This window comes from Dysgonomonas hofstadii (genome assembly GCF_014196915.1).
Taxonomy (GTDB): Bacteria; Bacteroidota; Bacteroidia; order Bacteroidales; family Dysgonomonadaceae; genus Dysgonomonas; species Dysgonomonas hofstadii.
Window position 1 is genome coordinate 197,935 of the sequence record NZ_JACIEP010000004.1, and the last position, 23,199, is coordinate 221,133.

The following is a 23,199-nucleotide window of genomic DNA, read 5'->3' on the forward strand; positions in this document are numbered from 1 at the left end:
AAATATAAATTGTTATGAAACGTACAATTAATAAATACATATATATAGCAATCGTTGCAATATTAGCTTTTTCGGTTGTCGGATGTAGCGATTTCCTCGACAGAAGTCCGCAGGGAAGCTTCACTGAAGATGATGATACAAGTGGAGGCTTGGAAGCGCAGATTTTCGGGGTATATTCTAAAATGCGCAGTTATAACATTACTGCGGGAATTCCTGCTTTTGCAGTACATATGTTTCGTTCCGAAGATTCCGAAAAAGGTAGTACATCCAATGATGGGCCGGATAATGCTAAATTCTGGGATGATTTCGAATACAATGCATCCAATGGTATATTAGGCACATACTGGAACTTCAATTATGGTATTATTCACGATTGTAATAATGCGATTGACACATTGACTATTATGAATAACCCGGAATTGAATTTGTATGAAGCTGAGGCTAGGTTTTTCAGGGCATATTGCTATTTCAATTTGGTGCGGGCCTGGGGTGATGTTCCTAAAATAGATTTCAAGATAATAGATGCTTCAGAAGCTAATATAGCAAAGAGCCCCGCTGCGGAAATATATGAATTAATCGATGAAGATTTGACTTATGCAGAGAAATATCTGCCGCAAACATGGGAATCTAAATATATTGGCCGTCTTACATGGGGAGCTGCACGTTCCCTTCATGCCAGAACATATATGATGCGTAACGATTGGAATAATATGCTGACAGCATCAGAGGACGTAATCAATTCGGGACTGTATAATCTTGATACACCTGTTGATCAGGTATTCACAGATGCCGGAGAAAATTGTGGACAGTCTATTTTCGAACTGCAATGTACAGCTACTGCAGCCAAGCCTGGAAGTACAGATATTGGTAGCCAATTCTGTCAGGTGCAGGGAGTCAGAGGTTCTGGACAATGGAATCTGGGCTGGGGCTGGCATATGGCTACAACGGAATTAGGAAAGGCTTTTGAATCGGGTGATCCTCGTAAAAATGCAACATTACTATATTTTAGAAGGCCAGGCGAACCAGAAACTCCTGAAAATACAAATACACCGTATAAGGAAGCTCCTGTATCGGAAGCTATGGGTGCCTATTTCAATAAAAAGGCCTATACAGACCCGGCAATGAGAGCTAAATATACAAGAGAAGGTTTTTGGGTGAATATCCGCATCATACGTTATCCGGATGTATTGTTGATGGCTGCCGAAGCTGCTAATGAATTAAGCAAGACTGATGATGCTCTTGACTATCTGGAGCAGGTACGGGCACATGCAAGAGGAGCCGACTCTTCTATCTTGCCGGAAGTAACTACAACAGATCAGGTTGAACTGAGAAAAGCAATACAACACGAAAGAAGAGTTGAATTAGCTCTCGAACCTGATCGATTCTACGACCTTGTGCGTTGGGGAACAGCAAAAGAAGTTTTACACGCTGCTGGTAAGACAGGTTATCAAGACAAGCATGCTCTTCTTCCAATACCTCAGACAGAAATAGATAAATCAAATGGAGTTCTTGTTCAGAATCCAAATTATGCGAATTAAATAAGATTGTTGGTTAGGTATCAAAGTAAGGGCTAGTAATAGCCCTTACTGGTTTTTCGGATTTTCAAAGGTGAATAAAAGATATAAAAGGTAAAAAAATATGAAAAGGTTATTAGTGCTTGTATTAGGCTTTTGTGTTCTTACGATTTCTGCACAGAAGAGTACGGGCTCAAAAGATGCTAAAATGGACAAGTTCATCACTGATCTGATGAACAAAATGACATTGGAAGAAAAAATAGGTCAGCTTAATCTGCCCAGTTCGGGAGATATTACTACAGGACAAGCAAAAAGTAGTAATATTGCCGAAAAAATAAAGAAAGGTCAGGTAGGTGGTCTGTTCAATATAAAAGGCGTTGAAAAAATACGCGATGTTCAGCGTATAGCGGTTGAAGAAACCCGTCTTAAAATTCCGTTGATTTTCGGAATGGATGTTATTCACGGTTACGAAACTGTATTTCCTATTCCATTGGGACTTGCGGCTACATGGGATATGGCTGCTATCGAGCAATCGGCCCGTATAGCAGCTATCGAAGCCAGTGCCGATGGTATCAGCTGGACATTCAGCCCGATGGTAGATATTTCACGTGATGCCCGCTGGGGACGTTTTTCGGAAGGTAGCGGCGAAGATCCGTTCCTCGGTGGAGAAATAGCCAAAGCAATGGTTTACGGATACCAGGGTAGGGGAGATCAGGCTTATAAGCTCAACTCCAACATCATGGCTTGTGTGAAGCACTATGCCCTTTATGGAGCCGGCGAAGCCGGGCGTGATTACAATACGGTGGATATGAGTCGTATCCGTATGTTCAACGAATATATGTACCCGTATCAGGCAGCAGTGGAAGCCGGGGTGGGTAGTGTGATGGCTTCATTCAACGAAGTGGACGGAGTACCTGCTACAGCCAATAAATGGCTGATGACTGATGTCCTTCGCAATCAATGGGGATTCAACGGATTTGTCGTTACCGACTATACAGGTATCAGTGAGATGGTCGATCATGGTATCGGTGATCTTCAGACTGTTTCGGCCCGTGCGTTAAAAGCAGGAATCGATATGGATATGGTCAGCGAAGGATTGTCAACAGTAGGGAAATCCCTGCTAGAAGGTAAAGTTACGCAAGCCGAAATAGATCAGGCTTGCCGTCGTATACTGGAGGCTAAGTATAAACTGGGTTTGTTCGACAATCCTTATAAGTATATTGATGTAAATCGTGCTAAAAAGGAAATATTCACACCAGAGCATCGTGCTGTTGCCCGCAAGATAGCATCAGAAAGTTATGTACTTCTGAAAAATGCAAATAATACACTTCCATTGAAGAAACAGGGAACTATTGCAGTTGTGGGACCTTTGGCTAATACCCGCTCCAATATGCCGGGTACATGGAGTGTGGCAGTAGATCTTGAAAAACCTGCAACAGTTGTTGAAGGGGTACAAGCTGTAGCTGGAAACAAGGCAAAAGTTATATATGCAAAAGGTAGTCATCTGGTAAGCGATGCGAAACTGGAAGAGCATGTTACTATGTTCGGCCGGACGCTTAACCGCGATCAGGAAACACGTTCTAATGAAGAAATGCTGAGAGAAGCATTGGATATATCGAAAAATGCGGATGTCATTGTAGCGGCATTAGGCGAAACCTCTGAATTCAGTGGTGAAGCCAGCAGCCGTACAGATATTGGTATCCCTGATGTACAAAAGGTATTATTACAGGAATTGCTGAAAACAGGAAAACCTGTTGTTCTGGTTCTCTTCTCGGGTCGTCCGATGACACTTACATGGGAAAACGAAAATGTCCCTGCTATTCTGAATGTATGGTTCGGAGGTACGGAAGCTGCTTATGCAATTGGCGACGTATTGTTCGGTGATGTAAATCCTAGCGGGAAGCTTCCGGCAACATATCCTCAGAATGTAGGCCAGATTCCTTTATTCTATAACCATAAGAATACAGGGCGTCCGTTGGCAGAAGGTAACTGGTTCGAAAAATTCCGCAGTAATTACCTCGATGTAAGTAACGATCCGCTTTATCCATTCGGATACGGACTTAGCTATACAACATTCTCATATAGCGATGTTAAGTTAAGTACTGCATCTATCAATAGCACTGGCGAACTCTCAGCAAGCGTAACAGTAACCAATAACGGCAGAGTAGATGGTGCCGAAGTGGTTCAGCTTTATATTCGCGATATTGTAGGTAGTGTTACAAGGCCAGTAAAAGAGCTGAAAGGTTTTGAAAAGATATTCCTCAAGGCTGGAGAGTCTAAAACAGTAAACTTTAAAATCACGCCAGAACTCTTGAAGTTCTATAATTACGATCTTCAATATGTGTTCGAGCCCGGAGATTTTGATGTGATGATAGGAGGAAACAGTAGGGATGTGAAATCGGCAAGGTTCACGCTAAACTAAATGCAAGGATTATAATCCATAAAAGGGATTATAGTTTTCTGTAATCCCTTTTTAAATTTAAAGAAGTATGAAAAAAACTTATATATACGCTACTGTTCTGGCTTTATTGTTGATCGCTGTAAGTTGCAACACCAAAGCAGATAAATCGGAACCGGGAAATAATGCAAACCTATCTGACATATCGGATGAAGCCTTACTCGACAGTGTGCAGCGTCGTACATTCCAGTATTTCTGGGATGGGGCAGAACCTGTGAGTAGAATGGCACGGGAGCGTTTCCATGTAGATGGCGATTATGGTCAACATGATAAAAATACGGTGACCTCAGGTGGTAGTGGTTTTGGCATTATGGCCGTTGTGGCCGGGATAGACAGGGGTTATGTTACCCGGGAACAAGGATTGGAACATTTTACGAAAGTTGTGAATTTCCTCGAAAAAGCAGATTCTTTTCACGGGGTATATCCGCACTGGTGGAATGGCGAGACAGGTAAAGTTGTGGGTTTCGGAGATAAAGATAATGGCGGCGACCTTGTGGAAACGTCTTTCCTTATGCAGGGATTGTTAGCCCTTCATCAATATTATGTGAACGGCACCGATGCTGAGAAGTCACTGGCAACCCGTATCGATAAAATATGGCGTAATGTAGACTGGAACTGGCACCGTAATTCACAGAATATTCTTTACTGGCACTGGAGCCCTGAACATTCATGGGAAATGAATTTCCCTATTCGTGGGTATAACGAATGTCTGATCACATATGTGATGGCGGCTTGCTCTCCCACTCATGGTGTGCCTGCCGAAGTGTATCACGAAGGATGGGCAGAAGGTGGAAAAATTGTCGGTCCGCATCAGGCTGAAGGTTATGACCTGAATATGCGCTATCAAAGTGTGAGTGGTGTAGGTCCCCTTTTCTGGGCGCACTATTCTTTCCTCGGACTTAATCCGACCGGACTGAAAGATAAATATGCCGATTATTTCCAGGAGATGAAGAATTATACGCTTATCAATCGCGCATATTGCATGCGTAATCCGAAAGGCTATAAAGGATATAGTGAAGATGCGTGGGGATTGACGGCAAGTTACTCGGTAAAAGGATATGCTGCTCATGAGCCTAGTGAAGATCATGATCACGGAGTGATTTCTCCTACGGCGGCGTTATCATCTATTGTATATACTCCTGAGGAATCGATGAAAGTAATGAGATATCTCTATAATATGAAAGATGAGGTTTGGGGCCCTTATGGTTTCTACGATGCATATAGTGAAACCGATAACTGGTATCCACAACGATATCTGGCTATTGACCAGGGGCCTATTGCCGTCATGATAGAGAACCATCGTTCGGGTCTGATCTGGAATTTATTCATGAGCCATCCGGATGTGCAAAAAGGACTAAAAAAGCTTGGATTTGAATCCCCCTCATTAAAATAGGTGTTCATGAAGCCAGAAGGTTATGATTTGATTGTAATCTTTTGGCTTTCTTTTTATCTATAGTTTTAGAGTAGTAAGTAGGCAGTAGAAAAAATGAAGAATGAAAAGTGAAATACGTTGTTTACTGATTACTGAAAAAACTGTCACTTTTGTCAGGTTTTAGTTAACTGTCATGCCGGAGCGAGGCGAAGCATCCAAAGAAAGAGATTCTTCATTCCTCAGGATGACAATAAACGAGAAAATTCTGTCCGTTTTGTCATTTTTTAGTTAAAATAATAATGTGGATTTGTTATGAAAATTCTGAAATACAACATATTGATTGCAGTGTTTCTTTTTGGGGGAGGACTTCTTTCCGCTCAGCAAAAGACCTATTGCAATCCTATAAATATAGATTACGGTTACGGACCTATCCCTAACTTTGTGGAATGGGGTAAGCACCGTACTTCAGCCGATCCGGTGATAGTGAATTATAAAGGCGACTACTTCCTTTTCTCTACTAATCAGACCGGATATTGGTGGAGCAGCGATATGCTCAACTGGAACTTTGTTTCCCATCCGTTTCTGCCCGAGGATGTGAAAGCGCAGATCGCTAATAAATGGGACGATCTGTGTGCTCCTGCGGCATGGGTACAGGGTGATTCACTCTGTGTATTTGGTTCCACTTATTCATCTCTTTTTCCTATCTGGGTAAGTACAAATCCAAAAGAGAACCAGTGGAGCAAGGCCGTAGAACATTTCGATATAGGAGGCTGGGATCCTGCATTTTTTGTAGATGATGATGGAAAGCTGTATATGTATAACGGTAGCAGTAATGTATATCCGCTTTATGGTATAGAACTCGACCGTAAGACTTTCCAGCCGACAGGAACACGAAAAGAAATGCTTCTGCTCGATTATAATAAAATAGGCTGGCACCGTTTCGGTGAACACATGGATAATACCTTTCTTAAACCATTTATGGAAGGGGCCTGGATGACTAAGCACAATGGTAAGTATTATCTGCAATGGGGTGGTCCGGGTACCGAATTCAGCCATTATGGTGATGGAGTTGCGGTAGGAAATAACCCACTTGGCCCGTTCGAACATGTATCGTTACCATTCAGTATGAAAGCCGGAGGATTTATCCGTGGTGCAGGACATGGTGCAACATTTCAGGATAATGGCGGTAATTACTGGCACACATCCACAATGGTTATCAATGTGAAGAACAATTTCGAACGCCGTATCGGTATCTGGCCTGCCGGATTTGATAAAGATGATGTGATGTATTGCAATACGGCTTTCGGCGATTATCCATATTATATACCTGATGGAAAAGCTGATCATTTGCGGAGCCGTTTTACAGGCTGGATGCTTCTGAACTATAATAAACCTGTGCAGGTATCTTCCTCATTGGGAACTTATTATGCCAATAATCTTGTAGATGAAGACATAAAAACCTATTGGAGCGCAAAGACCGCCGATAAGGGAGAATGGCTGATAAGCGATCTGGGCGAAGTATCGACAGTGTATGGAATACAGATAAACTATGCCGATCAGGATGCGGAATTCACAGGTAAACAGCAAGGTATTTATCATCAATATATTGTCTACTATTCACTCGATGGAAAGAAATGGCTGGTTCTGATTGATAAGAGCAAGAATAAAAAGGATGTACCTCACGATTATGTAGAACTGGATAAGCCTGTAAAAGCCCGTTACATGAAGATGGAGAATATACACATGCCAACAGGAAAATTTGCCGTTTCCGGATTCCGTGTATTCGGTTTTGGTTCGGGACAAAAGCCGGATGCCGTGAAACAGTTTATGGCACTGCGTTCCGATGAAACCGACAGGCGTAATGGCTGGCTAAAATGGCAGCCAGTGGATAATGCTTATGCTTATAATATTTATATAGGTACAGAGCCGGATAAACTATACAATTGTGTGATGATACACAATAAGAATGAATATTATTACCCGGGAATGGACAGGACAATGCCTTACTATTTTGCAATAGAGGCCATAAATGAAAATGGTACATCGGAATGGGTGAGAGCTGAAGCTTTATAATTATCTTTGAGAATAATATAATTCTAAACTAAATCAGATCATGAAAAAAATTATTCTGTTTTTAACCTTAATTGTTAGCACATTATCTTTGTTTGCGCAGTTCCAGAATGCTTCCATAATGGTCAACGGAAATTCATTGTCGTATAAGATAATGTTTCCCGAAAATTATGATGAAACAAAACAATATCCGCTACTTGTTTTCCTGCATGGGGCAGGGGAGAGAGGTAGTGATAATGAAAAGCAACTTACACATGGAAAGCAGTTTCTGATCGATAATTTTCATACGGGAAATAATCAGGCTATCGTAATAGCTCCACAATGCCCCGAAAATTCATATTGGGCGGGAGTTATCAGGCATCAGATAGGAGATAAAATGCAGATCAAATTTGGTACTGCCGACGAACCTACTCAAACAATGAAAACATTAATGGCTCTTATTCAGGACTGGCTATCTTCGGGAAAAGTGGATACGAACCGTGTCTATATAGGTGGTCTTTCGATGGGAGGTATGGGTACACTTGAATTGCTTTGGCGTATGCCTCAGACTTTTACCGCTGCATTCCCTATTTGTGGTGGTGGCGATCTGAATAAGTTACCGATCTATGCCAAAAGTACAGCTGTATGGCTCTTTCACGGAGATGAAGATAGTGTAGTTCCTGTCGAAAATTCACGGTTGATATATAGCAGACTCAAAGAGCTTGGTTGCGATGTGGAATATACAGAATATAAAGGTGTGAATCATAATAGCTGGGACAATACTTTTCAGGAGAAAGGCCTGGCCGAATGGCTGTTTTCACATAAAAGATAAAATATCTATCAATTGGTTCAGGTAGATAAGGCGAGGTCGTATAAAGGTTGGTTATTTTATAAATAAGCAATATTTTTAGTAATGGTTCAAGGGTTGTATTATCATTATGATAAATACGATCCCTGTTTTTATGAAAATGAATGAGATTTATCTATGTATAGAGAGAGTTAGTAGAAGCCCCCTCTGGTTCTCCTGTGGGGGAGACGCAGAGAGAGTATAAATAGAAATTGAACTAGTACCTTTGCGTCTTTGCGAGAAAATCTGTCATCTTTGTCAGGTTTTAGTTAAGATTATATTCTTCCGTAAAAAATTATTTTTCTCAAATAAAATTTGATAATTAACAAAAAAGAATAACTTTGTATTTCAAAGTTCTTTTTATTTTGTGAGATATGAAAGTTAAACTTATATTACCAGCTTTGGCTGAAGCCGAAAGTCCGTTTTGGAGACCAATAAAATACTCATTATTTCCACCATTGGGATTAGCTACATTAGCAGCTTTTCTGTCTCCAGACGATGAAATAGACTTGCAAGATCAGCATGTCGAGAATCTAAATCTAAATGATGAACCCGATCTGGTAATTATACAGGTTTATATTACAAATGCTTACAGGGCTTATAACATAGCCGATCATTACAGGGCAAAAGGAGCCTATGTATTATTGGGAGGGTTACATGTGACGGCACTACCCGAAGAAGCCGCACAACATGCAGATAGTATATTCCTTGGACCTGCCGAGGAATCATTTCCCCGCTTTCTGGCAAATTTCCGTGATAAGAGGCCACAGAAAGTATATAAATCTGTTACTAGAACATTGAGTAATTTGCCTCCCATCAGAAGAGACCTTATAAAACGGAACAAATATCTTGTGCCCAACTCGCTGGTAGTAACCCGGGGATGCCCTCATCATTGCGATTTCTGCTATAAGGATGCTTTCTTCGAAGGAGGAAAGTCATTTTATACACAACTCGTAGACGATGCTTTGGCGGAAATAGGCAGGCTACCGGGTAAACATCTTTATTTTCTGGACGATCATTTGTTGGGGAATCCACGCTTTGCGCAGGAATTATTCGACGGTATGAAAGGAATGAACCGTGTATTTCAAAGTGCGGCAACTATCGACTCCATTTTGAATGGCGACCTGATAGAGAAAGCTGCAGAAGCCGGACTCAGAAGTGTATTCGTTGGTTTTGAAACATTCTCTCCCGAAAATCTGAAGCAAAGCAATAAGAAACAGAATATAGCACGGAATTATGAAGATGCAGTCAGACGGTTGCATTCATTGGGGATAATGATTAATGGCAGCTTTGTTTTTGGACTCGACCATGATGATAAAGATGTATTCCGGCGAACTGTAGAATGGGGTGTGGAAAATGCCATAACCACAGCTACTTATCATGTTCTTACTCTATACCCGGGTACCCGTTTATTTCAACGGATGGAAACAGAAGGACGGATTATAACCCGTAACTGGGATCTGTATGATACACGCCATGTGGTATATAAAACACATGGATTGACAGCAGAAGAGTTGGAGGAAGGCTATAACTGGTCGTACAAAGAATTCTATAAATGGACAAATATATTCAATGCATCTTTTAAACATGATTCGGCAAAGCACATATTAAAACATCTGTTCTATACAGGCGGATGGAAGAAATTCGAGCCGTTATGGAACTTTATCATTAAAACCGAGGGGCTGAATAAGATGTTGCCTCTGTTGGAGTCAATATTATCGAAAGTGGAGTACGGGAAGAGAGAGCAGGTAAAAGAGATTGAACGGGTAATTGTTTAAAATAAAGGATATTATGACTATGGTATTTACGCTGATTATACTTGTTTATCTTATTATGGTGGAGTCAGTTACATTGTTCATTAAAAACGATTGTATAAGACAGACTATCTCTTCGGCATTTGGGTTTTTATTAAAATCAAAATAGTTTATCTATAGGGAAAAATGGCAATAGATATAATATACCTGCTCTTATATATATTCTTGTCCCATTAGTAGGATTAGCAATATATATAAAGCTGACAATGAAAATGAGAGAAGAGATTGATGATCCTCCTTATTTCAGTATGTTTTTTCTGTTTTATTTATATGGTGGAGTTCTTGTTATAATTTTAACGTCTCTATTTTGGAAATTATCGGGAATGACTGCAATATTAACGTTTTTCCTTATGCTTGCAGGGCCTGTAATAACAGGAATAATAGCTATTTATAATACTAAAAAGAAGAATGACTCTGTTTACCATAAGTGGGTGTTCTATAGTTCAGCCTCTTATGCTGTTGTATTTGCGGGATTACTAATAATGAGTGCGATCATCTCGCTGCTTTAGCTACTTTTTAATCATCAACCTCTCGAAATCCTGCCTGCTTCCATTATATGCATTCAGATCGACAACAGTATTTATACCTTCTATACGTCCACGATTGGTGTATTGCCAGAATGTCCAGTTACGTCCATCGGGAAGATTTGGCTCAGAAAGTATATCACGTATCCAGATGGGGTTTTCGGGAAATTGGTTTATCAGGTAATTTTTGTAAAACTCATTAGTGGTGTAAATAATAGCTTTCCGTTTATAGTGATCCTCTATTATTTCGAGATAGTTCGTTATCTCCAATATAAGATCCTCTTTACGATTGGCTTCCTGACAATTACCTCCATATTCGAGGTCGATCACCGGAGGCAGGTCTATACTGTCGCGGGGAACATAGTGTATGTAATTGCGCGCCTGTTCTTCTCCATCTTTGCAGAAAGTAAAGAAGTGATAGGCCGCAACCGGGATATTATTGCGGATAGCCTCCCGCCAATTCCACTGAAAGAGAGAGTCTTTATGGTTACCTCCTTCTGTAGCTTTGATAAAGGCAAAATGTACGGCTTTTTTATCGATCTTCGACCAGTCTATCGTCTGTTGATGGTGAGATACGTCTATTCCCTGTACGGGATATTCGTCGAATGAAGGGTAATTCATACGGATATATCCGTTAGTATAGGCGATATATAATCCTCCACCGGCAAATATCAGCAGAAGAAAAACGGCTCCAGCAAATAAAATATGTTTCTTTGTCATCAGAGCTTCAAAATTAGTGGGAAATTACAACATTATTCACGAATAATCACACTATTTTTTTTGAAATACTGAAATTATATATATTTTTGATAATAATTATTAATCCAAAACTATTAAACTATGTCAGAGTATAACCAACAAGAAACACAAGAGCCTCAAGAAAGTCAGTTTTCTTCATTTCAGTCGTCTAACACAGATGGCCCCATACAGCCCATCAAACCGGATAACAATTTGGTATTGTCTATTATATCGGCAGTAGTAGGCTTGTGTTCGCCGTGTTGTATCGGTCTCATTTTAGGTATTATTGCCATTGTATTCTCTACTCAGGTAGATTCCAAATATACCGTAGGAGACTACAGAGGTTCTGAGAGTGCAGCTAAAACAGCGAAAATTCTGGCATTAATTGCAATAGGGTTATTCGTATTAAATGCTATCTATGCTATCGTTATGTTTGCTACAGGCGGTATGGATGCTGCATTGGAACAATATAAAATGATTCTCGATCAAATACAATAAGACTGTAACTCTATATTTACTAGAGAAAGGTAATGAAAATTACCTTTCTCTTTTTATATTATGAGAAAATATCTCGGATATATTGTATTTGCAGCGGTTCTCCTGATCGTTGGGTATCTGTATTACTCTTATTACGCCGTCAGTGGCGATTTGTGGAGCAAGCAATGCAGTTTCCATGAATTTACAGGGTTGCACTGCCCAGGTTGTGGAGGACAGCGGGCTTTCTTCGCTCTTCTGCATGGCCATATATTAGATGCATTACACTATAATGCTTTACTTATTATTGGCCTGCCCTTTTTCCTGTACATATTCTTTTTGCTATGTCAGGTCTATATCGCTAAAGACAAGAAGTTCCTGAAGTATTTCAATTTTTCGGCGAAGGTCGGATATCTTTTTCTGATAATACTCACTTTGTTCTTCATACTAAGGAATATTCCCGTTTGGCCTTTTACCTATCTGGCTCCGCCGCAATAGATATTTACAATACCTTCTTGAATCTTTCAAGGAAAATATCAGCCTGCTCCATAGTCAGACATAACGGAGGCAGCAAACGGAATACGTTCGCTCCGGTAACTCCGGTAAACACTTTCTCTTCGAAGAGAAGTTTCGAGCGTTTCTCTTTTATCGGTTCGTCAAATTCCATACCTATCATCAAACCTCGTCCACGAACATCTTTTATCTGGGGAAATTTCCTTAATTCCTGCATCAGGTATTCGCCTACATTATAAGCATTTTCTATCAGCTTTTCTTCTTTCATGATATCTAGTACTGCAATAGCTGCGGCACAGGCGAGATGGTTACCTCCGAAGGTTGTGCCTAATTGGCCATATACAGCCTTAAACATCGGATTGATTAAAACCCCCGACATAGGAAATCCGTTACCAATACCTTTGGCTACAGTAATCAGATCCGCTTCTATTTCTGCATATTGGTGTGCAAAGAATTTCCCACTACGTCCATAACCCGATTGTATCTCATCCAGAATAAGGATTGTTCCCGTCTCGGTGCAAATCTGCCGAAGCTCCTTTAAAAAGCCGTCATAAGGAATTTTTATACCTGCAACACCCTGAATACCTTCTATCAAGACACAGGAGTATTCTTTTGTTTCCAGTTCTTTTCGTACTGATTCTATATCGTTGAATGGAGTGAAAATATAATTCGGATTTATATTCACAGGCGCAGAATATGCAGGAGAATCTGTGGCGGCTACTGTTGCTGATGTCCGTCCATGAAAAGCTTTGCTGAAAGCCAGTACTTTTTTCCTCCCGTTATGGAAAGATGCTAGTTTTATGGCATTCTCATTGGCTTCAGCACCTGAATTTACTAAAAACAGATTGTAGTCCGGATAACCACATTGCTCACCCAGTTTCTGTGCGACTTCCTGCTGCAATTTATTAATAACAGAATTGGAATAAAAGCCGATCTTATTCAGCTGCTCTGTTAGTTTTGCTACATAATAAGGATGTGAATGCCCTACTGAAATAACAGCATGCCCACCATAGAGATCGAGGTATTCATTACCTTTTTCGTCGTACACATAACACCCTTTTCCCTCCACAATGTTTATATCAAACAATGGGAATACATCAAATAATTTCATCTAGTTATTTATTTTGTTAATTATTTCTATCACTTTCTCCTGCCGGATAATATGCATACCCAGGCGTTCATCAGATATACCCTCTTTTAATTTATATGTATAGTGAGGTTGCTCTTCTTTCTTTATTATTTCCATATAGCCGAACCTGATATTCGGTAAATGTTCCAGCTTGTAAGCTGCTTCCACAATATGGGATGATATGGCAAAATATGAATTTCTTACGTTCGTAAAAGCAGAGATAACAGCCAGAGTTCCGTCATAAGCGTCCTTCACATTCGTGCCACGGAACAGTTCATCAAAAATAACCATCATCTTATTTTCGTTCAGTTTACCGGAAACTTCCTTTATGCGGGCTACTTCCGAATAAAAATGACTGTATCCTGAATTTATATTATCTGAAAGGTTTATGGTCGTATACAATCCGGACAAAACATTAATGGTCATTTTTTCAGCCGGAACAGGAAACCCCACATGAGCCAGATAAACAGCGATACCTAATGCTTTAAGGAAAGTCGATTTCCCTGCCATATTAGGACCCGAAACAAAGAGATGATTTCTCTGTGAAACAAATTCTATATTATTCTTCACCGGATTGCTTATAAACGGATGAAATAGTCCGGTTATTGAAATACCAATCTGATCAGAGACCACCTCGGGATAAGAAAAACTATATCTTGCTGCCGTTTTTGCCACAGCCATGAATACATCATATTTGTAGATCAGATTGAGTAAGAATCGTATCCGCTCTTTGTGAATATAGCGAAACATATAGTCGTACTTCGCCATAGTATAAAAACTGTTCTTCTTCAGTTTTTCGATTTGCAGAATATCAGAAAACCCTTCCAATGAAGGTAATGTCAGGACATCTTCATTGTATTTTTTCAAAAGGGCAGGACAATGATTCTGATCGAGAAGAATGGAAAAACGATAAACAATATTGATCAGTTCAATCGTATACTGCACCCCTCTTTCTACTATATAATAATCATTGCTTGGTGCCAATTTGTTAAATATACCTTTTTCAACGGCAAAAAAACGAGTAGGAGGTTTTGTCGGGTAATTTCCCAGATTAAGATAATGCTCTATAAAGTCCAACGAGTTCTTATCTATTTCAAGTTCCCCAGCCAATTTAAAAGATTGGAAGAAAGCGATTGCATTTCTTCTCTCTTTTATCTTCTCATAGTCACTTAAGGGATTCTTTAAATAGTTGTACAGTTTATCTTTCCCTCCTATTGTATATGTGGAATTAAACATTTCAAACACAGATTTCCGATTTTTGACCGTATCAAAAATTTCCAAATCTTTCAGTGTCTGATTGTCTATTTCAAACTTCATTTATTTTGCAAGAGGTCACAGACCTTTTTATTAATTGGTTAAGCTATATATCTATATTATTAATCAGATCTATCAATCCTTCTTTACGGATAATATACATTCCCAGCCTGACTTCCGATACTCCTCTTTTCAGTTTATATGTATATACCGGATGGCCGTTCTCTTCTTGTATATCGAAATAGTAAAACATGATGCGGTCATTATCATCCAACTCTTTTGCCACTTCGACAATATGAGTGGAAATTACAAAAAATGACGTGTGTATACGTGAGAAAGCTGATACAATCGCCAGAGTACCATCGTAGGCATCTTTTACATTTGTGCCTCTGAACAACTCGTCGAAAAGCACCATCATGTTTTTATTTGTCTCTAATTTGTGTGCTACATCCTTTATACGCATCACCTCCGCATAGAAATGGCTGTAACCTGAGTTCAAATTATCTGAAATATTGATCGTAGTGGATAACCCTGACAATGTAGTCAGTTTCATTCTTTTCGCAGGTACAGGAAATCCGGCATGAGCCAGATATACTGATACTCCCAATGCTTTAAGAAAAGTCGATTTGCCGGCCATGTTAGGTCCTGATACAAACAGCAGATTCGATGAACTGTCGAACCTTATGTCATTCGCTATAGCTTCATCCACAAATGGGTGAAACAGGTCTTCTATCTCCAATTGATTTCCACCTCCATTAATAATTTCCGGATACGAAAATCCATATATATCGGCAGTATGTGCTATTGACTGGAAAGCGTCGTATTCATAAATTAGGTCGAGGAAGAATAAGAGGTCATCCCTGTTGGTATAGCGAAACACAAAGTCAAGGTCTGTTATATCTTTAGCCTTCAATCTGGTTTTGTCAATCAGTTCCAGATATTGAGGGTGAGTAAATATCTCTTTCACTCTGTCAACATTCCGTTTCAGATAGGCAGGAATATCATCATCTTTCAGCTTATCTGCCAGTAATAGCGAGAATTTATATATGATGTTCAGTAATTTAACCGTAGCTTCCACACCTGTTTCCATCATATAGTATTCGTTATTCTGCGAGATTTTACTAAACAGTTTCTTTTCTATAGCTGTAAAACGGGAAATACGCTTTGTAGCCATACTGCTATGACGAATATAATATTCGGTAAAATCGAGAGAATCTTTATCTACCTCCATTCCTGCCGGAAAATGTTTCTGGAAAAAGGCTATGGCTTCCTTCCGTTCTATAATTTTTTCAGGATCGGTCAACGGTGAAGACAGGAAGCTATACAACATACGCTTTCCTCCAACGCATTGAGTATGGTCGAACAAGCTGACTACCGATTTTCCCCCTTTGATGGTATCGAAAATCTCCAGATCTCTCTTTGTCTGTTTATCTACTTCAAATCTCATGTGCTTCTGTATTATAAGGTTTATATCTGATAGAGGAAGAAGTTATTAAAAATCCATATAAACCTTATAAATTTTTACTTTTCAATTTTATCTCCAAATCCAATTTGCATATGACTATAAGTAGTATAAAATACCTCTATATAGTCTCCTGATTCTACTTTCTCATAAGATTCTTTCCCTGCCCTATATCTTATATTATTTATAATCAAATAATAAATGTAAGACATTCTTGGATGAGAACCCCACATTTTAGGAAATAAATTACCTAACACCGGAATATATAAATTTCCGCTTCCGGCTTCGTAGCTTTTCGTTTGCTCCTTACTTTGTACTTTTTCTATCTTTGCTGTTTTTACACCACTCTTCACATCGGTGTTGTATTTTTTATTCATTAGGACAGGGAGTAAGAAACAGAAAGGTAAAAGAGAAGCATCTATAATAAGGAAAATACAATCAATTCCATATATAAGATAATAAGCTAATGAAAATAGCAATAAGAAAAAAAATAGCATGGAAGAGAATACATATGCAATTCGCTTTTCACCTTTAATATATTTTATATCATCAACTGTTAATTCTATTTCTTTCATATAACAGTAAAAATATTCGTCCTGATAAATAAATTAAAATGCGCTCGCTTTCAACTTTAACCCCTCTGTTTCCTCCAGTCCGAAAATCAGGTTCATATTATGCACAGCCTGCCCCGATGCTCCTTTTATCAGATTATCGATACATGAAAGAACAAGCAGTTTGTTTCCATGCTTTTCAAAATGCAAGATACATTTATTTGTATTGACCACCTGTTTCAGATCAGGATTCTTTTCGGTAATGGTTACAAATGGACTGTCGTTATAATATTCTTTATAAAGTTTCTCTGCATCGTCCAAGGTCCCTTCATATTTCAGATATGTAGAAACAAAAATACCTCTGGTGAAATTACCCCGAACAGGTATAAAATTGATCTCTTCGATGAAATCGTTTTGCAACTGCTCTAAAGACTGGCGAATTTCAGTCAGGTGCTGATGTTCGAAAGCCTTATATACAGAGATATTATTATCCCTCCAACTGAAATGCGAAGTAGCCGACGGTTTTACCCCTGCCCCTGTTGAGCCGGTTATGGCATTTACATGTATTTCATTGTTTAGCAACCCAGCCTTGGCCAAAGGCAACAGGCCTAACTGTATAGCAGTGGCAAAACAGCCCGGATTGGCGATATAATTTGCTTTCTTTATCTTTTCTTTATTTAACTCAGGCAATCCATAAACGAAGTTATTTCCGTCAGCCTTATGGCGATAGTCGGTAGATAGGTCAATAATTTTCAGATGTTTTGGAATATCATTAGCTTCCATAAACTTTTTAGTATCGCCATGAGCTGTACAAAAGAATAATACATCAATCTTATCGTAAGGGAACTCGTTAGTAAAACTTATTTCCGTTTCACCAAGTAACCCACTATGTACGTCATATAGTTTGTTTCCGGCATTGCTTGTGCTATTCACAAAAACAAGCTCTACTTGTGGATGATTTAGTAATATTCTTATCAGTTCTCCGGCAGTATAACCTGCGCCGCCTATTATTCCTGCTTTTATCATTTCTTTTTGTTTTATTTCAAAAGGTGTTTTTCTACTCCTTCAAAAGTTATTTGAACCGGGTTGATAAAACCATTTTCATCGAAAGTCATCTTATCTATACAGGTCTCACGGTGATCACGGGCAGTATCTCCTTTCGGACGCCGGTGATACACAATATAGTAATCTTCTGTACCGGGAACGTGTATAACCGAATGGTGTCCGGCACTGGTAGCTACATTTTCATCTTGCTCCAGTATTGTATTGATTCTTTCGAAAGGCCCGAAAGGATTGTCGGATATGGCATAAGCGACTTTATAATCAGGACCACCCCAGCCGCCTTCCGACCACATGAAGTAATATTTTCCATCACGAATAAACATGAAGGGGCCTTCAACATAGTTTTCAGGAGTTACTTCTTTAAAAATTGTTCCGTCTTCGAAAGGTAGAAATCCTGTGAAATCGTCATTCAGCTTTGCAACATTACAATGACGCCATCCGCCATAATACATATAATAACTTCCGTCTTTATCTTTGAATACAAACTGATCTATCGGTTGTGCCCCGTTATGAAATTTATCAATAAGCGGTTTTCCCAGATGATCTTTAAATGGGCCTTCGGGTTTATCAGCGACAGCTACACCGATGCCTCCGTATTGCTCGTCATTCTGAATGTCATTCCCTGCGAAAAACAAATAGTATTTATCATCCTTCTTCACTACGGCCGGTGCCCACATCGCCATTTTTACCCATTTCACTGCACTTGTATCCACTATACGTTCGTGTTTTGTCCATGTTACCAGGTCAGTGGATGAAAAGGCATCCATAAATACCTGCTCTTCATATAGCGCCGAATAGGTAGGGTAAATCCAGTATTTGCCATCGAAGATCATTCCTTCCGGATCGGCATACCAGCCTTCGAATACAGGATTACCCGACATTGGTTTAACTTCTGATGCAGTTTTGCATTGGTAGAGAATAAAAGATATTGCCACGACTAAAAGAGTGAAGATTGTTTTTTTCATTCGATTTTGATTTATGGTTATTTATTTCTTATTCTTCTCTTGCACACTATGGAATATTTTTGTGGGGATCGCATATATCTTAGTGAATCCTTTGGCATCATCCGAAGTCCAGGCTTTGTTTATCTCGCCATATTCGCCGAAATCAGCTTTCATCAGATCGAAGTCACTTTCCGCACCGACAAGCGTATAACGATAAGGATGAAGTTCAACAATCACTTTTCCTGTTACATTTTGTTGAGAACTGTCAAGGAAAGCTTCTATGTCACGCATCACAGGCTCAAGATACTGTGCTTCGTGCAGAAACATACCATACCAGTTACCGGTCTGATCTTTCCAATATTGCTGCCACTTGGTCAACGTATGTTTTTCCAGCATCTTATGTGCGTTAATAATCACTAATGGTGCAGCAGCTTCGAACCCTACACGACCTTTGATCCCTATGATAGTATCTCCGATATGCATATCTCGTCCGATAGCATAAGCTGAAGTTATTTCCTCTATTTTTTGTATGGCTTTTACCTTATCGGTATATTTTTCTCCATTCACCGCACTGATCTCTCCTTTATCAAAACTGATAGTAAGAATTTCTGACCCTTGTTTTTTCAATTGTGATGGGTAGGCTTCTTCTGGTAAGGTCTGTTCCGATTTCAGTGTTTCCTTTCCTCCGATACTTGTTCCCCAGAGTCCTTTGTTAATGGAGTATTCCATCTTTGCAAAGTCGGCCTCGTAGCCATGCTCTTTCAGGTAATTGATCTCATATTCGCGAGTAAGGATCATGTCGCGTGTAGGAGTAATGATTTCGATTCCGGGGGCAAGCACATCGAAAGTCAGATCGAAACGTACCTGATCATTTCCCGCTCCTGTACTGCCATGAGCAACAGCATCGGCTCCGATTTCCTTTGCATAATTGATAATAGCGATCGCCTGAAAAATACGTTCAGAACTTACAGATATCGGGTAGGTACCGTTACGAAGTACATTTCCGAATATCATGTATTTAATGCTTTTTTCGTAATATTCATGTGTAATATCGAGGCTGACATGCTTAATGGCACCCAGTTTGTATGCTTTTTCTTCTATTACTTTCAAATCTTCGGGAGTGAATCCGCCTGTATTGGCTACGGCTGTATAAACATCATAACCCATATCAGCAGACAGATATTTTGCACAAAACGATGTGTCCAGCCCCCCACTGAAGGCTAAAACTACTTTTTTCTTCATTTTAGTTGTTTTTTTAATTCTTTTATCAGGTTTTTTATTTCTTTCTTTTCTTTCTGTTTTTCGGGATCGAATAGCATGGCTGTACAAATACAATATTTGCGTTCGGTGCGTGTCAGTATATCATAGTTGACGCAACCCTGACATCCCCTCCAAAAGGCTTCATCGTCTGTTAATTGGGCAAACGAAACAGGCACATATCCAAGTTCGGTATTGATTTTCATTACAGCCGCACCTGATGTCAGACCAAATACTTTAGCGGTAGGGAACATAGCCCTGGCCAGTGAAAAAGCATGTTGTTTGATTTTCTTTGCCAGACCATGTTGACGGAATTTTTCAACGACAATCAGCCCTGAATTTGCCACAAACTGTTTGTTACCCCACGATTCTATATAACAAAATCCGGCAAACTCATCACCCATCAGGGCGATAATTGATTTACCCTCCCTCATTTTCAGTTCGAGATATTCGGGGCTACGCTTGGCAATGCCTGTGCCACGCACTTTTGCAGCCGCTTCTATTGTATCAAGTATAGTCTGTACATAAGGCAGGTGACTTTCGTTTGCTATCTGTATCGTTAGTTGTTGCTCTTGTTCCATTGGCTTTTCTACCACGAGTTCGTCTATATTATTCATTGCTGTGATCTGATTATTCTATGTCGGGAATAAATGTTGAAAGTGATTTTAAAACTTCTTTTCTGCTTATATTGTCTCTGGGAATCAGTAGTATGGTGTCGTCCCCCGCCACTGTGCCAAGAATGTACTCGTTAGCCCTGCGGTCTATTTCTCCGGCAATAGCCATTGCATAGCCCGGCCGGGTTTTCATTACTGCCAGATTGCCGGAAAATTCGATGCTGATGAAGCCGAAAGATGACATGGGAGCACTATCTTCATGTATCACCCCGTCCGATAACTGGTATGTATATGTTCCTTTCGAGGTCGGAACTTTAACTATCTTCAATTCTTTGATATCGCGGGATAATGTCGCCTGAGTCAGCTCAAATCCTTTATTTTTCAGTATGTTGAGAAGCATATCCTGACTATTTACATCTGTAGTCTGCAATACTTCTTTTAGTATTCTATGTCTGTATTTCTTTGTCATGATGGTATAAATATACAAAAACTATGCAAAAATATACAATATTCTGCATAGTAAATAATTTTTGAGAAATAAAATATGGATATATAGTTAAAAAGGCTTACTTCGATATACTTCTACTTCTTTGCTTCCATCTTCTGATATAAAAAAAGAAAAAGTCAATGTCATATAGAAGGGTACAACCATCCCTCCGGTCTTACCCGGAGCCCACTTCGGCATTTTTTTTATAATTCTGATGACTTCTTTATTGATATCCTCATCTGTACCTTTCATTATTTTAATATGTTTATCAGGTATATTACCTTTTTTCATTACTGCAAAACGTATTACAACATCACCTTGTTTTTTATCCTTAATAAATAATTTCGGGTATTTTATATTCCGTCTAACATACCTCTGCATAATAGAGTCTCCCCCGGGAAATTGAGGTTGAATTTCTGTATTGATAGGAATAAAAGGTTTTTCTCTTACTTCTTCTTTATGAGCTTTTAGCTCTTCTAATGTAATTTGATTCTGTAATGTAACACTATCCGGTTTAATACCTAAATCTACGATCAGGGAATCGGTATTGAAAGACGTATTAAGTAAAAAGAGTAATAGTAAAGATTTCATATGACTTCTGTGTTTTCTTTATAGATGATTTTCTGATAGGAATTCCACAAATTCAATGCTTTGTTTTTATATTATTTTCTTTGTGATAAGCCTTTCTATATTTGTTATTTAATTAAATTTTCTATATTTGTCTACAGAATCACAAAGTACTCTTGCGTATAAACAATTCATTCAATAAATATGAGCGAGCAACAAGAAAGAAAAAGCCCTATTATTCCGGTTTTAGAATCAACTATCCCCAATGCAAAAACAACAAAAGTTACAGTTGACGATTCTTTTGCCCGTATTATAGTTTACGAAAAGGAGGATTTATCAAATGATGAGATATTCATCCTATTAAACATCCGTACTTACACCAAGATGGATATTGATAAACATTATGTCAGGAGTAAAGATGGAATTGACCAACATAGTTATACTATTTACAATATCCTTATTTGATGTGTTCGTTTATTTATATCTGACTTCTTTAAAAGCAAACCTGTATAACATACCATCTTCCGCTTCGAGGACAAGTCTTCCATTTGTTTCAATGTCTTTTATCCGGGCACGAAAGTCTGTCTCTCCGTTATTATATAAATGATAACCGCTGCGATGGAAAAGGCATTGTTTATATTCATCTCTTATTTGAGAAATTCCACCGCCCATCATTTGCAAGTATCGCATCATTATTTTGCTATGAACTTCGTTTTGCATCGATTCCAAAGAATATGATCGTCCGGTAATTTGAGTCAAAGAGACAGGATTAGGGGCATTACTTCTAAATTCTTTCTGATTGATATTGATCCCTATTCCACAAACTGATTCTTTAATTAAATTTTCTTGTAATGCATTTTCAATAAGTATGCCGCAAATCTTTTTATCTCTCCAATATATATCGTTAGGCCATTTTATAGATATATCGTCTGTATAAACATTTAAGAAATCGGCGACACCTAACGATATTGCCTGCGATATAATAAACTGTTCGCTGGCCTTGATTATTTGAGGATAGAGTACGATGCTGAATAACAAATTCTCCCCTCTATCCGATTCCCAAGTATTCCCCTGCTGTCCTTTCCCTGCCGTTTGATAGCAGGAAAAGACAATCGTACCTTCGGCAAGTCTTTTTTCTGAAAGAAGCTGCTTCAGGTAGTTATTTGTAGAATCAGTCTCCTGTATGTGAATTACTTTGGCAAGCATGATAGATTATTATATTCTTCCTGTTGCTTCTTCGGTAGTTTTTTTATCACTTCATCTACCGAATGCTGGATAAGCTCTTTGATCAGATTATCAGGGACATCGCTTTCTATTACAACTGTATTCCATAATCTTTTATTGGAATGATAGCCCGGAAATATTCCCGTATACTGTTCCCGCAGCATTATCGCCCTCTCAGGATCACACTTCAGATTCAGCCAGAATTCCCCGTCTTTACTATCTAATGCTATATAGGCAAACATTTTATCCATAACCTTAAAAACCAAAACATCTTCGCCAAAAGGAAAAGATTCTGTCGCCCCTTTTATCATAAGGCAGGCTTCGCGTGCTTCTTCTATATTCATA

Annotated in this window: 23 protein-coding genes; 10 read left to right on the forward strand and 13 right to left on the reverse strand. The window is 39.1% G+C overall.

Features of this window, described 5'->3' with window-relative positions:
- Window positions 1-14: 14 nt before the first annotated feature.
- The 7 genes from GGR21_RS06780 to GGR21_RS06810 all read left to right on the forward strand — a co-directional run bounded on the left by GGR21_RS06780 (window position 15) and on the right by GGR21_RS06810 (window position 10,563).
- The gene (locus GGR21_RS06780) at window positions 15-1,538 is read left to right on the forward strand and encodes a RagB/SusD family nutrient uptake outer membrane protein (protein ID WP_183306445.1); all 1,524 of its coding nucleotides are present in this window, start codon (window positions 15-17) and stop codon (window positions 1,536-1,538) included.
- A gap of 100 nt (window positions 1,539-1,638) precedes the next feature.
- Window positions 1,639-3,936, forward strand: coding sequence for a beta-glucosidase BglX (gene bglX, locus GGR21_RS06785; protein WP_183306446.1), 2,298 nt, complete (start codon window positions 1,639-1,641; stop codon window positions 3,934-3,936).
- 67 nt (window positions 3,937-4,003) lie between these two features.
- The gene (locus GGR21_RS06790; RefSeq protein ID WP_183306447.1) at window positions 4,004-5,365 is read left to right on the forward strand and encodes a glucoamylase family protein; all 1,362 of its coding nucleotides are present in this window, start codon (window positions 4,004-4,006) and stop codon (window positions 5,363-5,365) included.
- A 291-nt stretch (window positions 5,366-5,656) separates the two neighbouring features.
- The gene (locus GGR21_RS06795) at window positions 5,657-7,417 is read left to right on the forward strand and encodes a family 43 glycosylhydrolase (RefSeq protein WP_183306448.1); all 1,761 of its coding nucleotides are present in this window, start codon (window positions 5,657-5,659) and stop codon (window positions 7,415-7,417) included.
- 40 nt (window positions 7,418-7,457) lie between these two features.
- Window positions 7,458-8,225 (forward strand): carboxylesterase family protein, encoded by a 768-nt coding sequence (locus GGR21_RS06800; protein ID WP_183306449.1) that lies wholly within the window; start codon window positions 7,458-7,460, stop codon window positions 8,223-8,225.
- A gap of 389 nt (window positions 8,226-8,614) precedes the next feature.
- Entirely contained in the window at window positions 8,615-10,018 is a 1,404-nt protein-coding gene (locus GGR21_RS06805; protein WP_183306450.1) for a B12-binding domain-containing radical SAM protein, read from the forward strand.
- Between the two features lie 242 nt (window positions 10,019-10,260).
- Complete coding sequence (locus GGR21_RS06810) at window positions 10,261-10,563, forward strand: hypothetical protein (protein WP_183306451.1); 303 nt, start codon at window positions 10,261-10,263, stop codon at window positions 10,561-10,563.
- Here GGR21_RS06810 and GGR21_RS06815 read toward each other — a convergent pair whose 3' ends face one another.
- Window positions 10,564-11,298: a glycoside hydrolase family 25 protein gene (locus GGR21_RS06815; protein ID WP_183306452.1), complete on the reverse strand. Its 735-nt coding sequence runs from the start codon at window positions 11,296-11,298 to the stop codon at window positions 10,564-10,566.
- 120 nt (window positions 11,299-11,418) lie between these two features.
- Here GGR21_RS06815 and GGR21_RS06820 point away from each other — a divergent pair, with 120 nt between their 5' ends.
- Complete coding sequence (locus GGR21_RS06820) at window positions 11,419-11,814, forward strand: CD225/dispanin family protein (RefSeq protein ID WP_183306453.1); 396 nt, start codon at window positions 11,419-11,421, stop codon at window positions 11,812-11,814.
- A 60-nt stretch (window positions 11,815-11,874) separates the two neighbouring features.
- Window positions 11,875-12,288 (forward strand): DUF2752 domain-containing protein, encoded by a 414-nt coding sequence (locus GGR21_RS06825; RefSeq protein ID WP_183306454.1) that lies wholly within the window; start codon window positions 11,875-11,877, stop codon window positions 12,286-12,288.
- A 4-nt stretch (window positions 12,289-12,292) separates the two neighbouring features.
- On the opposite strand, the gene GGR21_RS06830 is transcribed toward GGR21_RS06825, so the two are convergent.
- The 10 genes from GGR21_RS06830 to GGR21_RS06875 all read right to left on the reverse strand — a co-directional run bounded on the left by GGR21_RS06830 (window position 12,293) and on the right by GGR21_RS06875 (window position 21,654).
- Entirely contained in the window at window positions 12,293-13,414 is a 1,122-nt protein-coding gene (locus GGR21_RS06830; protein ID WP_183306455.1) for an aspartate aminotransferase family protein, read from the reverse strand.
- On the reverse strand, window positions 13,415-14,749 hold the full coding sequence (locus GGR21_RS06835; RefSeq protein ID WP_183306456.1) for a MutS-related protein: 1,335 nt from the start codon (window positions 14,747-14,749) through the stop codon (window positions 13,415-13,417).
- A gap of 43 nt (window positions 14,750-14,792) precedes the next feature.
- On the reverse strand, window positions 14,793-16,133 hold the full coding sequence (locus GGR21_RS06840) for a MutS-related protein (RefSeq protein WP_183306457.1): 1,341 nt from the start codon (window positions 16,131-16,133) through the stop codon (window positions 14,793-14,795).
- A 74-nt stretch (window positions 16,134-16,207) separates the two neighbouring features.
- Window positions 16,208-16,723: a hypothetical protein gene (locus GGR21_RS06845; protein ID WP_183306458.1), complete on the reverse strand. Its 516-nt coding sequence runs from the start codon at window positions 16,721-16,723 to the stop codon at window positions 16,208-16,210.
- A gap of 33 nt (window positions 16,724-16,756) precedes the next feature.
- Window positions 16,757-17,725 (reverse strand): N-acetyl-gamma-glutamyl-phosphate reductase, encoded by a 969-nt coding sequence (gene argC, locus GGR21_RS06850; protein ID WP_183306459.1) that lies wholly within the window; start codon window positions 17,723-17,725, stop codon window positions 16,757-16,759.
- Between the two features lie 11 nt (window positions 17,726-17,736).
- Window positions 17,737-18,642 (reverse strand): glycoside hydrolase family 43 protein, encoded by a 906-nt coding sequence (locus GGR21_RS06855; protein WP_246348022.1) that lies wholly within the window; start codon window positions 18,640-18,642, stop codon window positions 17,737-17,739.
- Between the two features lie 105 nt (window positions 18,643-18,747).
- Complete coding sequence (locus GGR21_RS06860; RefSeq protein WP_183306461.1) at window positions 18,748-19,947, reverse strand: argininosuccinate synthase; 1,200 nt, start codon at window positions 19,945-19,947, stop codon at window positions 18,748-18,750.
- Window positions 19,944-20,543, reverse strand: coding sequence for a GNAT family N-acetyltransferase (locus GGR21_RS06865; protein ID WP_221232958.1), 600 nt, complete (start codon window positions 20,541-20,543; stop codon window positions 19,944-19,946). Before GGR21_RS06865 ends, GGR21_RS06860 begins: the two co-directional genes overlap by 4 nt.
- Window positions 20,544-20,592: 49 nt before the next feature.
- The gene (argR, locus tag GGR21_RS06870; RefSeq protein WP_183306463.1) at window positions 20,593-21,045 is read right to left on the reverse strand and encodes an arginine repressor; all 453 of its coding nucleotides are present in this window, start codon (window positions 21,043-21,045) and stop codon (window positions 20,593-20,595) included.
- A gap of 87 nt (window positions 21,046-21,132) precedes the next feature.
- The gene (locus GGR21_RS06875; RefSeq protein WP_183306464.1) at window positions 21,133-21,654 is read right to left on the reverse strand and encodes a TonB family protein; all 522 of its coding nucleotides are present in this window, start codon (window positions 21,652-21,654) and stop codon (window positions 21,133-21,135) included.
- A gap of 180 nt (window positions 21,655-21,834) precedes the next feature.
- Between GGR21_RS06875 and GGR21_RS06880 the strand changes: the two genes are divergently transcribed.
- Window positions 21,835-22,095, forward strand: a complete 261-nt coding sequence (locus GGR21_RS06880) for a hypothetical protein (RefSeq protein WP_183306465.1) — start codon at window positions 21,835-21,837, stop codon at window positions 22,093-22,095.
- Between the two features lie 9 nt (window positions 22,096-22,104).
- Here the strand turns inward: GGR21_RS06880 and GGR21_RS06885 are convergent, their stop codons facing one another.
- Together GGR21_RS06885 and GGR21_RS06890 are read right to left on the reverse strand one after the other, a co-directional pair.
- Window positions 22,105-22,836 carry a biotin--[acetyl-CoA-carboxylase] ligase gene (locus GGR21_RS06885; RefSeq protein ID WP_183306466.1) on the reverse strand — a complete coding sequence of 244 codons (732 nt, stop codon included), beginning with the start codon at window positions 22,834-22,836 and terminating at the stop codon, window positions 22,105-22,107.
- Window positions 22,821-23,198, reverse strand: coding sequence for an MmcQ/YjbR family DNA-binding protein (locus tag GGR21_RS06890; RefSeq protein ID WP_183306467.1), 378 nt, complete (start codon window positions 23,196-23,198; stop codon window positions 22,821-22,823). The genes GGR21_RS06885 and GGR21_RS06890 overlap by 16 nt, the downstream gene beginning before the upstream one ends.
- Window position 23,199 lies beyond the last annotated feature (1 nt).